Annotated in this window: 9 protein-coding genes and 1 pseudogene; 4 read left to right on the top strand and 6 right to left on the bottom strand. The window is 69.4% G+C overall.

Annotation, left to right across the window (positions count from 1 at the left end):
- Positions 1-167 precede the first annotated feature (167 nt).
- On the top strand, positions 168-956 hold the full coding sequence (locus tag FJV41_RS30540) for a hypothetical protein (RefSeq protein ID WP_174463763.1): 789 nt from the start codon (positions 168-170) through the stop codon (positions 954-956).
- Between the two features lie 11 nt (positions 957-967).
- Here the strand turns inward: FJV41_RS30540 and FJV41_RS30535 are convergent, their stop codons facing one another.
- Genes FJV41_RS30535 through FJV41_RS30515 form a run of 5 tightly spaced genes read right to left on the bottom strand, consistent with a single transcriptional unit; the run spans position 968 to position 6112 of the window.
- The gene (locus tag FJV41_RS30535; RefSeq protein ID WP_141646107.1) at positions 968-2041 is read right to left on the bottom strand and encodes a sulfate/molybdate ABC transporter ATP-binding protein; all 1074 of its coding nucleotides are present in this window, start codon (positions 2039-2041) and stop codon (positions 968-970) included.
- A complete protein-coding gene (gene cysW / locus FJV41_RS30530; protein WP_141646115.1) occupies positions 2038-2889 on the bottom strand; it encodes a sulfate ABC transporter permease subunit CysW in 852 nt (283 codons plus the stop codon). Before cysW ends, FJV41_RS30535 begins: the two co-directional genes overlap by 4 nt.
- A 5-nt stretch (positions 2890-2894) precedes the next feature.
- Positions 2895-3737, bottom strand: coding sequence for a sulfate ABC transporter permease subunit CysT (gene cysT, locus FJV41_RS30525; RefSeq protein WP_141646106.1), 843 nt, complete (start codon positions 3735-3737; stop codon positions 2895-2897).
- Between the two features lie 3 nt (positions 3738-3740).
- Positions 3741-4769, bottom strand: coding sequence for a sulfate ABC transporter substrate-binding protein (locus FJV41_RS30520; protein WP_181791031.1), 1029 nt, complete (start codon positions 4767-4769; stop codon positions 3741-3743).
- A gap of 11 nt (positions 4770-4780) precedes the next feature.
- Positions 4781-6112, bottom strand: a complete 1332-nt coding sequence (locus FJV41_RS30515; protein ID WP_141646105.1) for an OprO/OprP family phosphate-selective porin — start codon at positions 6110-6112, stop codon at positions 4781-4783.
- A gap of 388 nt (positions 6113-6500) precedes the next feature.
- Here FJV41_RS30515 and FJV41_RS30510 point away from each other — a divergent pair, with 388 nt between their 5' ends.
- Entirely contained in the window at positions 6501-9092 is a 2592-nt protein-coding gene (locus FJV41_RS30510; RefSeq protein WP_141646104.1) for a LamG domain-containing protein, read from the top strand.
- A 6-nt stretch (positions 9093-9098) separates the two neighbouring features.
- On the opposite strand, the gene FJV41_RS30505 is transcribed toward FJV41_RS30510, so the two are convergent.
- Positions 9099-10796, bottom strand: a complete 1698-nt coding sequence (locus tag FJV41_RS30505) for an aminotransferase class V-fold PLP-dependent enzyme (protein ID WP_246137527.1) — start codon at positions 10794-10796, stop codon at positions 9099-9101.
- Positions 10797-11004: 208 nt separating this feature from the next.
- Between FJV41_RS30505 and FJV41_RS30500 the strand changes: the two genes are divergently transcribed.
- Complete coding sequence (locus FJV41_RS30500) at positions 11005-14418, top strand: AAA family ATPase (RefSeq protein ID WP_141646102.1); 3414 nt, start codon at positions 11005-11007, stop codon at positions 14416-14418.
- 2 nt (positions 14419-14420) lie between these two features.
- Positions 14421-14955 (top strand): annotated as a pseudogene (locus tag FJV41_RS30495) (AAA family ATPase); the annotation flags it as partial.

Genomic DNA, 14955 nt, shown 5'->3' with positions numbered 1-14955 from the left:
GACCTCCATTTCGAGAAATAACAGCATTTCCAATTTCCTTGCAGGTTCGTCGTGGCCTGCTGGCGCCCTCCTGTCCGGCCGATGCTCGGTGGTGTGAGTGGGGGCAATGCCTAGCTTCTGACACATCCATCCAGTGGCACCCGAGAGATGCGGGAGTGGGGGAAGTCATGAGCAGCGCGGCGGCAATGTTCCGTGAAGTCACCACGCCCTGGGGGCATCGGAGCTGGCGGTTCAAGCTGGTCCGGGCCGCGCGCGGCTACCTCCACAGGCCCCGGCTGCGCATCCCCTCCGGAGCCACGGACGTGGAGTCAGCGACGCGGCGGGTGCTGCTCTACTTCATGCTGCCGGCGTGGCTGGTGCCGGGCGTGGTGGACTGGGTGTGGCACAAGCGCACGGATATCGAACACACCAGCGGCGCGGGCGAGTCACTCATCCACTGCCTGATGATGACCGAGGTGGGCGTGCCGGTGATGATGGGGCTGTTGATGGAGATCAACCCGCTCACCCTCTCCGTCATGCTGGGACACTCGCTGGCGCACGAGGCGACGGCCTTCGCGGATGTGGCCTATGCCATCAACCACCAGCGGGACGTGGAGCCGCGCGAGCAGCACACGCACAGCTTCCTGGAGGTGCTGCCCTTCATGGCCGTGTCCTCCATCGTCTGCCTGCACTGGGACCAGTTCCTGGCCATCTGGGGCATCGGTGGTCGCAAGGGACGGTGGCGCTTCGCGCTGAAGAAGCAGCGGCTCCCCGCGGGCTACCTGCGCAACATCCTGCTCGGCATCGGCGCCACCATCGTGCTGCCGTACGCGAACGAGCTGTGGCGCTGCATCCGCGCCCAGCGCCGGGGTGAGGCGCTGCCTCCCTGGAAGGTCGCGCCCCACGAGCCGGTGGTGATTCCCGAAGCGCTGGCGGCGCACAGCCCTCATGCGCCGTCGGTCATCGAAGCGCACTGAAGGCGCGTCCGTCAGATGGCGTAGTCCCCCACGAAGACGGACGCGGTGAGCACATCGGCGCGCACCGCGTCCCCCTCGACGACGCCGAGCGCCTCGAACTCCGAGCGAGGCACCTGGACGGTGACCTCGTCCCCGGAGGGCATGCGCAACAGCACCTTGACGAAGCCGCCCACGGGCTTGAAGCGCTCCACCCGGCCCATGAAGGGCGTGCGCTCCCCTGCTCCCGCCGCCGAAACGGAACGGGCCAGCTTGATGTCGTGAGGCCGCACGAAGGCGTGCACCGCCTCGCCCTCCCGCGCGGCGGCGGGTACGGACAGCGCGAGCGAACCCAGCGCCGCCCTGCCCTCCAGGACGTGGCCACGAAGGACACTCGCCCCGCCGATGAACGACGCGACGAAGGGCGACGCGGGCCGGTCGTAGATGTCCTCCGGTGAGCCCGCCTGCGCCACGCGCCCTTCGCTCATCACCACCACGTGCTGCGAGATTTCCAGCGCCTCCTGCTGGTCATGCGTCACCAGCAGCGTCGTCAGCCCCGTGCGCTCGTGCAACTCATGGAGCCACTCGCGCAGCTCCTCGCGCACGCGCGTGTCGAGCGCGCCGAAGGGCTCGTCCAGCAGCAACACCCGGGGACGGATGGCCAGCGCTCGAGCGAAGGCCACTCGCTGGCGCTGTCCGCCGGAAAGCTGCCCCGGATGGCGCGAGCCCAGCGCCTCGAGCTGGACCAGGCGCAGCATCTCGTCCACGCGCGCCTCCACCTCGTCTCGGGGAAGCCGCCGCACGTTGAGTCCGAAGGCGATGTTCTCGCGCACCGTCATGTGCCGGAACAAGGCGTAGCTCTGGAAGACGACGCCCACATTGCGCTTCTGCACGGGCAGCGCCGTACAGTCCAGCCCGTCGATGAGGACGCGACCGACGTCGGGGACCTCCAGCCCGCAGATGAGGCGAAGGAGCGTGGACTTTCCCGCGCCCGAAGGCCCCAGCAGGGAGGTGATGGCGCCCGCGGGCGCCTGGAACGAGACGTCCGAGACGGCGGGACTTCCGCCCGGAGAGAAACGCCGGGTGAGCTGCTTGACGATGATGCTCATGACGCCTCACTCCTCCACTCCACGTACTTCTTCAGCACCAGCGTCACGAGCGCGAGCAGCGTGAGCAACGACGCCACGGCGAAGGCCCCCGCGAAATCGTATTCGTTGTAGAGAATCTCCGCGTGCAGCGGCAGCGTCGTGGTGACACCGCGCACGTGCCCGGACACCACCGAGACGGCCCCGAACTCGCCCATCGCCCGCGCGTTGCAGAGGATGACGCCGTAGAGCACGCCCCACTTCACCTTCGGCAGCGTGATGCGCAGGAAGGTGCGCCAGCCGCTCGCGCCCAGCGTCAGCGCCGCCTCCTCCTCGTCGCTGCCCTGCGTCTGCATCACCGGCAGCACCTCCCGCACGACGAAGGGCAAGGTGATGAACACCGTGGCGAGGACGATTCCCGGCACGGCGAAGATGACGTGGATGTCGTGCTCGAACAGCAGCGGCCCCAGCCAGCCCTGCCGCCCGAAGAGCAGCACGAAGATGAGTCCGGCGATGACGGGCGACACGCTGAAGGGCAGGTCGATGAGTGTCAGCAGCAGCGCGCGTCCCCGGAAGCGGAAGCGCGCCAGGAGCCACGCCGCCGCCAGGCCGAAGACGAGGTTGAGCGGCACCGCGATGACCGCCGCCATCAGCGTCAGGAGGATGGCGGAGCGCGCCTCCGGCTCCGCGATTGCCGTGAGGTAGGCCTCCCAGCCCTTCTGGAACGCGAACGAGAAGACGGCGACCAGAGGGACGACGAGGAAGACTGCCAGGAACCCCAGCGCCACGGTGACGAGCGTCCACCGGACCCATGGGGACCCTTCCAGGGTCCGCGTCTTGCGACGCGGCAGGTGTATCGAGGGAGCGAACATGTCCGTCACGCTCTGGACCGGGCTTCCAGCCGGCGATGGCTCCAGCGCTGGAGCAGGTTGACGGCGAGCAGCAGGAGGAACGACGCCAGCAGCATGACGACGGCGATGGCCGTGGCCCCCGCGTAGTCGTACTGCTCCAGCTTGGTGACGATGAGCAGCGGAACAATCTCCGTGCGCAGCGGCATGTTGCCGGAGATGAAGACGACGGAGCCGTACTCCCCCAGCGCCCGCGCGAAGGCCAGGGTGAAGCCGCTGAGGAGCGCGGGGACGATGGCCGGGAACAACACGCGCGTGAAGGTCTGCCACGGCGTGGCCCCCAGCGTGGCCGCGGCCTCCTCCACGTCCACGTCGATGTCCTCCAGCACGGGCTGCACCGTGCGCACCACGAAGGGCAGGCCAATGAAGGTCAGCGCCACGGCCACGCCCACGGAGGTGTAGGCCACCTTGAGGCCCCACGCCTCCAGGTACTGCCCGTACCAGCCCTTCGAGGAGAACAGCGTGGTGAGCGTCAGCCCCGCCACCGCGGTGGGAAGCGCGAAGGGCAGGTCCACCAGCGACTCCACCAGCGAGCGGCCCGGGAAGCGATAGCGCACGAGCACCCAGGCCACCAGGAGTCCGAAGACGACGTTGGCCAGCGCCGCCGCCAGCGACGCGCTGAAGCTGAGCTTGTACGCCGCCAGCGCCCGAGGCGCCGTCACCGTCTCCCAGAACTGCGGCCACGTCAGGGAGAACGTCTTGAGGAAGAGGCTGGACAGCGGAATGAGGACGAGCAACCCGACATAGGCCCAGGTCAACCCCAGCGACAGCCTGAAGCCGGGCAGGACGTGGCGGCGAGAGCGCGGTGCCATGGCTCAGCGCGCCTGGGGGACATAGATGCGGTCGAAGACGCCACCGTCGTCGAAGTGCGCGGCCTGCGCCTTGCGCCAGCCCCCGAACACCTCGTCGATGGTGAACAGCGTCACCTTGGGGAACCGGGCGCCGTGCTTCAGCGCCACCGCCTCCGAGCGAGGACGGTAGTGGTGCTTCGCCGCCAGTCGCTGTCCCTCCTCCGAATACAGGAACTGGAGATACGCCTCCGCCACCACGCGGGTGCCGCGCTTGTCCACGTTGCGGTCCACCAGGGCGACGGGAGGCTCGGCGAGGATGCTCACCGACGGGACGATGATTTCGAAGCGCTCCTTGCCCACTTCGTCCGTCAAGAGGAAGGCCTCGTTCTCCCAGGCGATGAGCACGTCGCCCAGGCCTCGCTCCGCGAACGTCGTGGTGGCGCCCCGGGCTCCCGAGTCCAGCACCGGCACGTTGCGGAACAGCGCGCCCACGAAGGCGCGCGCGGACTCCTCCGTGCCTCCGGGCTTTCGCAGGGCATGGCCCCAGGCCGCCAGGTAGTTCCACCGCGCGCCCCCGGAGGTCTTCGGATTGGGGGTGATGACGGAGACCCCCTCGCGAATCAGGTCGTCCCAGTCGCGGATGCCCTTGGGGTTGCCCTTGCGCACCACGAAGACGATGGTGGACGTGTATGGCGCGCTGTTGTGCGCGAGTCGCGCCTGCCAACCGTCGGGGATGAGCGACGCCTTGTCGTGGAGCATGTCCACGTCGTACGCGAGCGCCAGCGTGACGACGTCCGCGTCGAGCCCATCGATGACGGCCCGCGCCTGCTTGCCGGAGCCGCCATGCGATTGCTTGATGGAGACCTTCTGCCCGTGCGTCGCCTCCCAATGCTTCGCGAAGGCGGCGTTGACGTCCGCGTACAGCTCCCGCGTGGGGTCATACGAGACGTTGAGCAGCGTGACGGAGCTCGGAGCGGAGGACTCGCCCCCGGACTTCGAGCACCCGGTGAGGGCGAGCACGACGAGCAGGGACAGCCGGAGAGAGCAGCGCATGGAGGGACCTTTCACCAGCTCACCTGGAAGCGGGACATGACGACGTCTTCGGGGATGCGGTCACCGTCCACGGCGCCCCCTTCGAAGCTCGTGTGGTCATACGAGGTGGCCACGCGGACGTTGCCGTTGAGGTACCAGTTCGCGACGGCGCCCCACCCTCGCGCCTTGCGCGCCGAACGTGTGGGGTCCGCGTAGATGGGGAAGGCGTCGGGGTCCACGTCGAGCGCCGCGTAGCGCGCGCCCAGCTCCACCGCGCCCCAGCCGCCGGCCTCCGCGCCCACCGGGTCCGTGGGCTTGACGCCGTCGTAGGCCGCCTTGCCGCCGAAGACGACGTACGACGCGCTGGCCTGCCACGACTCGAAGCGCAGGCGCGCGTGCTGCTGTCCCAGGTTGACCTCCTGCGTGGACGACACGTATTCGGCCAGCGCGCCCACGGGCCCCACGTAGAGGTAGCCCTGGGGCGACAGCCGCAGGTGCTCGCCATGGGCAATCACCGTCTCGCCCGCACCCGTGCCCGTCCGGAAGATGAAGAACGTCTGCTGCCCCATGGTGCGCAGGGGCGCCTCGCCCGTGGTGGAGGCGGAGCCGAACTGGAGGCCGCGCGACGCGGCGATGCCCAGCCCCAGGCCGGAGAGTTGCTTGAGCTTCGTGGCCCGGAACGGATGCGCGAACAGGCGCGCCGCCAGGTCGAAGCTGTCGTCCAGGTTGGTGTCCGCGCTGGCGCCGTCCGCCGTGCCGTTGAAGGCCCCCACCGCGTAGTTCAGCGTGCCGTCATACAAGTCACCGTGCACCATCACCCCCACGTCCCGGTTGGGCACCAGGTCCGTGGGCAGCGCGCGCTCGACGAAGAGGGTGTTGATGCCGGACTGGTTGCGCTCCAGTCCCACCGGGGGGCGGAATTTGCCCACCCGCACGCGCACCTCCTTGCGAGGTCGGTACTCCAGATAGGCATCCCAGAGTGGCGGCGCGTTGGCCGCGAAGTCCGTCAGCAGCCGGAAGTCGAACAGGTTGAAGAGCGTCCCCTCCAGCAACGGTCGCGCGCGCCGGATGAGCAACGTGGTGGAACCCGGCCGGTCCGCCTTGCTCTCGAAGAAGCGGCCATCGAGCTGGATGTAGCCGCGCAGCTTCAACATGACCGCCTTGTCGGGGGACGAGACGGAGATGCCCTCGGACGTCGCCTTGACGGCGACTCCACCGGGCGTCGGTGACGGCGTTGCGGGTGGCGGCGACGGCGCGGCGGGAGGTGCTTCCGGCGCGGGTGTCTGTGCCGCCGCCAGCGGGGTGAGCAGCCACGTCAACGCACCAGCGAGGAAGGAGAACCGATGAGGTGTGGGACCTGCCATGCGGGACCTCGAAAGCGAGAGGAGCGCGATGGACGGTGGACTCCGGAGCCAGAAAGCCGAAAGCCCACCTCCTCGCGGATGGTGGGCTCTTCGAACCAGCTCAACCCAGGCTTTTCAGGCCACGGGTCGACAGGCGCCCACCGCTGGTGCGTGACAGCAGCAACAAGCGTGGGTCGTCAGGCGGGTCATGAAGTGCCACCACGATGCCCGGCACCTCCGGGCTTGTCAACGCGCCCCCCTCATGACGAACCCACCGACTCCTTCCCTTTCCAGCGTCGTGAGCGACGTCCTCCGTCCACGGAAACGCCACGCACCCGGCCTACCTGGCGCAATGAGTATCTCAGCCCGCAATTCAAGCATAATCTGAACTCCAAGTCTGGAGGCATTCATGCGCACTCGTCGCTGTCCGCTGTGGGTTCCACGACTCGCGTCACTGCTCGCGGTGCTGATGGCCGCTCCAGGAGCCCTGGCCGCGGAGCGCCCCTCCCTGGTGAACACACGCATCGGGACGCCGTTCGGAGCGAACGGACATTCATCCACCATCGACGGGCGAGTCTTCGTGGGCAACATCCGCGAGGACCACGCGACGACGACGACGACGTGGCTGGCGCGAGTGTTCCGGCCTGAAGCGGTGACGTATGACGCCCAGGGCAAGCCGGGCTTCTCCACGGCCTTCTCTCCAGGGCTCAGCACGCAGGTGAGGAACGGAGAGAACGCGCTGGCGTTCTGCTTCACCAACCCCGCCCAGCCCTATGTCCTGTCGGGAGGACTGGCGGTGTACCAGCCGTTCCTCTTCGACTCGCAGATGTTCAACGGGCCCAACCGCTTCCGTCGCCGTCCGGTGGACCTCCGGGTGTCCCAGCCCTTCACGCCGCAGGCGGACATCTCCTCCTTCACCACCGGCAACCTGGACTATCTGACCACCGTCACCGGCGCGAGCATCCGCGGCATCGAACCGACGATGACCTCCGACGGACGCCTGCTCATCTATCAGGGCGGTCCCGCCAACGACGGTGGCATCGACCACCTGATGTATGCGTACAACCCCACGCCCTGCGCGGCCACGGGCTGGAGCAATCCGCGCCCGCTGTCGATGATGTACAGCGACCCCACCGCGGGCGTGAAGCGCTACCCGCTGGCATGGCAGAAGCTGAAGGCCTCCACCGGGGAACTCTTTGGTGAGACGACCTCTGGCCCGCTCATCCGGGCCGCCTACGCCTGGGTGGACCACGAGGGGCGCAACGTCACGTACACGGGCGTCGTCTACACGGATGGCGCGCGCCGCGAAGCCGTGAGCCTCATTGGCGCGGACACGGGCTGGACGGCGTACCACATCGACGGTGCCATCAACACGGACCGCAGTGACATCGCGCACCTCTTCTATTCCGGGCCCATGTGGAACCTGGAGCAGGAGCGCGCGCCAGAACAGAACTTCCCACCGGGCTCCAGCAACGAGAGCCACTACCTGCCCGTCACCAAGACCCACGACGTGCTCGCCCTCTTCGGCAGCAACACGGCGGACTACAACGAGGTGGACATCGGTGAGCTGGTGGACCCCTTCCACGTGCTCTACCTGCCCATGAACGAGCTGGTGACACGCGCGGGCGCGTATGACCTGACGCGCACGCCGGACCTGTCCGGGCGCTTCTTCACAGGCACTCTCGTGGGCACGGCGTCCATCTCCGCCGGCAACGCGGTGACACAGCCGACGTCCGGCTCCCTGTGGGAACCGCACGGCAAGGGCAAGGCGCTGGTCGTCCCGGGTGGCGGAGCGCTCACGATGAACCTGACGGACGCGACGTCCACCGTGCCCGGCGTGGGCGGCTTCGTGCGGGGCTTCACCGTGCAGCTCGCCGTGCGCCCGGACGCGAACATCCACCAGGGCTGCACCACGGGGAACCCCTACCGCTATCTCTTCCAGAAGGGCGGCGCACTGGACCTCATCTACGAGTCCGACAACACGGTGCAGATGTCCTTCGTCATCAACGGCGCGCGCGTGCGCCTGGGCCGCAGCCCCGCGCTGCCCGTGGGCGCGTGGACCCACCTGGCCTACACCTGGGACGGCGTCACCGGCGCCTTCGGCGAGTACCTCAATGGCGTGCCCACGGGGCGCTCACTGCCCGTGGCCACGGGGACGTTCCGCCTGGGCACCGGCGCGCTGTCCATCGGCGCGGGCAACACGCTGGACACGCAGACCTGTCCCGCCAATGGCGAGGGCTCGTTCCGGGGCGCCATCGATGAGGTGCGCTTCTTCACCCATGCGCGCTCGGCCCGCTCCATCTGCATGACGTCATATGGCGCGAACTGCCGCGACGAGGCCATCCAGGAGACTCCCACGGCGGGACAGTTCGGCATGAGCCAGCAGCAGCCGGCCTGCAACAGCTACGCGGCCCTGGGCACGCTGGCCTGTGCCTCGTCCATGCACCGGGTCTGCGCTCAGCGCGGCGCCCATGACGCCCTGGCCACCAGCACCAACGTCCTCGAGACGATTCAGCAGCTCATCGGAAACCGTCCGCCCATCTCGCTGCTGGGCGCGCTGGCGGGAGCCACGACGACGGACGTGACGGTGGCGTGCGCGCCCATCCAGCACGAGAGCCTGGGCGTCACCTTCGAGGAGCTGGCGCGCAAGCACGCCGGCTGCGTGGACGAGCGCGTCGCGCAGAGCTTCGACTGCTCGGCCGCCGTACACCGCTGGTGCAACAGCCTGGGATGGAGCACGGGTCAGATTTTCGAGATGACCTCGCGCCCGTGGGTGGGCTGCTTCAACGCCGGGCTCATCCAGGACGTCGCGAAGGACCAGCTCGGGCCCGCCTCCAACGCGGGCAGCTTCAGCTCCACCGACTCCAAGCTGGAGGTCAGCAGGTGGTGCCAGACGAAGGGCTATGGCGCGGGCGTGGTGCAGGAGCTGGGCGCGGGCCTCTATGCCAACGTGCACTGCTTCCAGCCCGCCATGACGGTGCCCTGGAAGCTCAATCCCTGAGGCGGCTCAAGGGGCCTCCTGGAGTCGGAAGGGGGCCTCCGAGGTCGTGCCGGCGCGCTCGCGTTTGAGCATCTCCAACACCTCACCGGGCAGCGGGAACCAGCGCAGGCGCTCCGCGTCGGGCGCGAGCGAAGCATCCGCCTGTGTCCGGCTCCCGAAGTCCTGGAGCGCCTGCTCGACGATGGCCTGGGCCCGCGCGACGTAGTCCCCCAGCTCCGCCTCCGGCACGGTTGGCCCGGGGGGCGGGAAGACGCACCGGCCGCTCGCATAGGAGACGTCACCCAGTCGCCCCAGCCGCCGCTGGTGCGCGCGGTGGCGCCACTGTCCGGTGGAAGGCTCGAGCGCGTAGTGCGGCAGGAGCTTCCAGCCCTCTTGGGCGATGAAGTCCACGGCGTCCAGCAGGAAGCCGAACGTCGTCTCGGAGAGGAAGTAGTTGAAGCCCAGCCGCACCCAGCCGGGCTTCACGCCGTCGGTGCCTTGCAGGATGACGTCCTGGAAGCGGTGGCTGGTGACGGGGTCGATGGCCAGCAGCCGGTGACCGTAGGGCCCCGCGCAGGAGCAACCGCCCCGCGCCTGGATGCCGAACAAGTCATTGAGCAGGGCCACCACGAAGTTGTGGTGCAGGTAGGCGTCCCCGTGTCGAACCAGGAAGCTCACGATGGGCAGCCGCCGGAGCGCCGGGTTGCCGAGGATGCGCAGGGCGGGATTCGCCCCCCAGCGCGCGAGGGCCCGCCGGACGAAGTCCTGTTCGAGCGCGTCGATGGTCTCCACGCCCACCGCCTCCCGGAGCTGGAACACCAGCCCCGCGCGAATGGAGTCGACGATGGCGGGAGTGCCCCCTTCCTCGCGGTGCACGAGGTCTCGCTGATAGACGTGCTCGCTGCCGCTCACGTACGAAACAGTGCCGCCCCCGGGCACGGTGGGGATGCGATTGCCGAGCAACTGGCGCTTCACGACCAGCACTCCCGTCGTCCCCGGCCCACCGATGAACTTGTGCGGCGACAGGAACGCGGCGTCCTTCCGCACGCGCGGGCCGACGGTGTCATCGCCCCGCCCGTTCATCTCGACGCGGACATAGGGCCCCGCCGCGGCGAAGTCCCAGAAGCACAGCGCTCCGTGACGGCGCAGGAGCGCGCCGATTCCCTCCTGGTCGCTGAGGATGCCAGTGACGTTGCTCGCCGCGGAGAAGCTGCCGATGCGCAGCGGCCGGTCGTGGTGGCGCGCCAGCTCGCGCTCCAGGTGGGCCAGGTCGATGCGCCCGTCGGCGTCTTCGTCGATGGTGACGACCTCCGCGATGGACTCGCGCCACGGCAGGTCGTTGCTGTGGTGCTCGTAGGGGCCCACGAAGACGACGGGGCGCTCCGCGCGGGGAATGCGCGAGCCCAAATCGAAGCGCGCATCCAGGTCCGCGGGGAGGCGCAGGTTGAGGATGTCGATGAGCTTGCAGATGGCGGCCGTCGCGCCGGAGCCGCAGAAGAGGACGATGTCGTCGGGCCCTCCTCCCACGGCGCGGTGGATGAGGTCGCGCGCGTCCTCGCGATAGCGCGTCGTCTGAGCGCCCGTCCCCGACGTCTCCGAATGCGTGTTGGCGTAGAGCGGGAGGACGTGCTCCCGGATGAAGTCCTCGATGAAGGCGAGCGAGCGCCCGGACGCGGCATGGTCCGCATACGTGAGCCGGCGGGGACCGTAGGGTCCATCGAGCACCCGGTCTTCACCGACAACGGCGCTTCGAATGGACTCGACCAACAGAGGACACGCGTCTTCCATCACTCGCACCTCTCGATGACGACAGACTCCCGCCGAACCTCACGGCCTGTCCAGCACGCGGAGGCCATCATGCGCGACCGGCCGCGTCAGTCCCCCAGAGGTCACATCGTCCCTGCGCCGCCCCATGTTAGCCTGAGCACACTCCATGAACTTTCGCTTCCAATGCTGGGTGCAGCGTCACGCCAGCGGTCGAGTGACGCTCACCCCCCTGTCCCTGCCTCATCTCGCGGTGCACGCGGACACCGTGGAGAAGGCCACCGAGGAGCTGGCGCTCGCGCTGGATGACCAGCTCACCCGCATCCATCCGCGTCGCGTGCCGGAATTCATCGCCGCGACCGGGGGCACGCTGCACACGCTGGAGCTGGACGCGATTCCTGTCTGGGGAAACGAGGAGAACACCCTCGCGCCCCTCACCTTCGCCGCCGCTGTCGCGCCCACGCATCAGTCCTATCTCGGGCTGCATGCGCCCCGGCTGGAGACGCACCTGTGGTTCCAGGGCAAGAAGGTGCCCGAGGATGCCGCCGAGCGACTGCGCGAACAGTTGGAAGGACTCCCCGACGCGCGGCTCCTGGCCCTGCGCGCGGATGGTGGAGAGGCCCTTCTGGACGTAGAGGTGGAGGCCACGCCGACGCGCCTGTCGGCCCTCACGCCCCGTCAGCTCCACCTGGATATCCGCCCGCCGCCCCGGCCACCGGACGCGGAGCCCGAGGAGCCCCGGGAGTCGGGCCTGTCGGTGAGCATCGATGGGGACGACGAGGACGCGCTCGACGAGGACACGTGGGAGCCCCGCAAGCGCTCCCGTCGTCGGGAGCCGGGAGCGAAGCCGGAGAAGCCGCCGCCCACGCCCACGCTGGACCGCATCGCGGTGCCCTGGCATCGACTGGCGACGGAGGGGCAGCTCGACCCCGCCTATGAGCAGGACGCCCTGGTGACGCTGCTGCGAGCCCGGCTGGCGGCGAAGGACGCGGAGGCCGTGGTGCTGGTGGGCCCCTCGGGCGTGGGCAAGTCCGCGGTCCTCCATGCGGTCGCCGAGGCGCTCCAGTCCTCCACCGCCACTCCCGCCGAGAAGGCCCGGCCCTTCTTCTTCGTCGACGGCAGTCGCCTCATCGCGGGCGAGGGCATGTGGGGTGACTGGCAGCAGCAGGTGCTCAAGTCCTTCCGCGAGGCGAACGATTCCCGCGCCATCCTCTCGCTGGGACACGCCATCGACCTGCTCGACGCGGGCAAGAGCGCGCACAGCGACCAGAACGTGGCCCAGCTCCTGTTGCCGCTGCTCGTCACCCGCGAGGTGTCCGTGGTGGCCGAGGCCACCCCCGAGGCCTGGGCCCAGGTGGAGCGGCGCAACGCCAGCTTCGCCCGCCTCTTCTCCGTCGTCCGGGTGGAGGAGCCGACACCGGAGGCACTCGCCAACATCCTGGCGCGCGTGGCCCAGGACACTCCGAGCGCCACGCCCCTGGAGGTGCTGCCCGAGGCGCTGGAGGAGAGTCGCTTCCTGTGTCGGCGCTTCCTGCCGTATGGCGCTCAGGTGGGCAACGCGGTGGCCTTCCTCCGCCGGTTGATCGCCACGTGCGCCCACGCGGCCCAGCCTCGGGTCATCCGGCTGGACGCCGTGCGCCAGTTCGCCTCCGAGTCCGGCATCCCCGAGGCGCTCTTGCGCGACGACATGCCGCTGGAGCCCGCCCAGGTCCGCGAGTTCCTCACCACGCGAGTGTTGGGGCAGCAGGCGGCGGTGGAGCGCGTCTCCTCCGTGGTGTCCGTGCTCAAGGCGGGGCTCGCGGACACGCGCAGGCCCCTGGGCGTGCTGCTCTTCGTGGGCCCCACCGGCGTGGGCAAGACGGAGCTGTCCAAGGCCCTGGCGGAGCTGCTCTTCGGCTCGCGCGAGCGCATGGTGCGCCTGGACATGGGCGAGTACGCGGGACCGGACGCGCTGCTGCGCCTGCTGGGCGACGGCGCGACGCCGGGCTACCTCTCCGCCGCCGTGCGCCGCCAGCCCTTCTGCGTGGTGCTGCTGGATGAAATCGAGAAGGCCCACCCCGCCGTCCACGACGCGCTCCTGGGCGTGCTGGGCGAGGGGCGCCTCACCGACGCGTCGGGCCGCTTCACCGACTTCCGCAACGCCGTCCTCGTGCTCACCAGCAACCTGGGCGCGGACACGTGGCGCGCGCGCGTGGGCTTCGACTCGCTGGGCGGCGCGCCCGACGTCGCCGCGCTGCGCACGCACTACCTGGCGGAGGTGCAGCGCTTCTTCCGCCCGGAGCTGTTCAACCGCCTGGACGACACCGTCGTCTTCTCGCCGCTCTCCGAGGAGCTGCTGCGCCGGCTGGTGGTGCGCGAGGTGGACGCCATCCGCCAGCGCTCCGGCCTGTCGCGCCATGACGCCAGCCTCGTCGTCTCCGAGTCGGCGCTGGACTGGTTGTCGGCGCGCGGCTTCGACCCGCGTTATGGCGCACGGCCCCTGAAGCGCGCGCTGGAGCGGGAGCTGGTGGTGCCGGTGGCGGCGTGGCTCGCGGCGCACCCGAAGACGGGGCCGGTGCGCCTGCACGCGGAGGCCGGCGGCGACGGGCTCACGCTGCGCGCGGAGGCCGTGGGTGGCGCGGCGGAGGGCGTGGGACGGCAGGCCATCGAGCAGGTGCTGGAGGACGCCGCCACGCTGCGCGCGGAGGTGCAGCGCTGGAGCCGCTCGCCGCCCATGCTCGCGCTGCGGCGGGAGCTGGCGGTCTTCGACAAGGTGTCCCGACAGGCCTCTTACTGGGAGGAGCGCGCGCTGGCGGAGGAGTCCGCGAGGAAGTCCGGAGACGCTCGCGAGCTGGACAAGGCCTTCCGCGAGTGCTCGCAGCAGACGGAGGCCATCGAGGACCTGCTCTTCGAGGCGCACCTGTCGCGCGCGGTGGGACAGGCGGAGTCGCTCGCGCGCGACGTCTCCACGCTGCGCTCGACGTTCCATCCCCTGCGGGAGCGGCTGTACGCCAGCCTCTACCAGTACTCGCGGGGCTCCACCCTGATACTGGTGCCCGGCCGTGGTGCATGGCCGCAGCTGTGCTTCCTGGCGAAGGCCTATGAGCGCTGGTGCAACCGCTACTCCCTGGGCTTCCAGCGCGCGCTGCTCTGGACGCCCAAGCCACCGGACGGGGAGAAGCCACCACGCCATCCGCCTCCGCCGGACTGGGTCTACCCCAAGGTGGATGAGCTGCTGGAGCTCAAGCCCACGCCCCTCGCGTACGCCCTGCAGATCTCCGGCGAGACGCGCCCGTTGCTGCTCTCCGCCGAGCACGGCGTACACCGCTTCGTGGAGGGCAGTCAGGCGTCGCTGGTGCGCGTGCTCTTCACCCCCCACCCTCGCAGCCGGGACGTGCTGCCGGACTGGTCGAAGCTCGAGACGCTGCTGCCGAAGACCGAGGCCCGGCGAATCCGGCCGGGCTCGACGGACACCTCGGGCGGCTCGGTGGAGGACATGCGCACCGGAACTCGCTTGCGCTACGGCGGCGGAGGCCTGGAGTTGGATGCCTTGTTGGAGCCCTGGATGAACTGGCGCGTGTTCGGCGAAGCAGAGGAGGACTGACCATGGAACTCAAGCTCCCCCTGGTCGTCGCGCCCCTGGGCGGCCGTCTCGTCGAGGCGTGGGTCCCCGCCTTCTGGCCCAGGATTCACCGCGTGGGCCCCAGCCTGTCGTCGCTGAAGGATGACCTGGCGCTCGCCGTCATGGAGCGCTTCGAGAAGGACCACCCCTCGCGGGTGGCCAGCTATCAGTTGCCACCCCACCTGTCGCTCAAGCACGTGAAGGTCGACACCGAGGCGAGAGATCGCGAGAAGGGCCTGCGCGTCGTGCTCAAGGGACGCATGGCCGTGCTGCTGGAGAAGTGGCCTCGCGATGACTTCTGGGTGGTGACACCCACGCGGCTCGCGGAGGCCCGCTTCGCGATTCCCAACGCGGAGTCCCTGCCCCTCGCGCTCGGACGCAGGCTGGGCGCGTGGTGTCTGGAGCATGGGCTGACGAATCTGGAGGGCTTCTGGGCGCAGGGCCGCGAGCGGCTGGAGTTGCTGGAGGTGGATGCCTATGCCCCCACCCTTTCTCTGATACACATCTCCGAGGTCACGT

Source organism: Myxococcus llanfairpwllgwyngyllgogerychwyrndrobwllllantysiliogogogochensis, from assembly GCF_006636215.1.
Lineage (GTDB): Bacteria > Myxococcota > Myxococcia > Myxococcales > Myxococcaceae > Myxococcus > Myxococcus llanfairpwllgwyngyllgogerychwyrndrobwllllantysiliogogogochensis.
The sequence above is the reverse complement of the archived record's forward strand: the minus strand, read 5'-3'. Positions and strand labels throughout refer to the sequence as shown.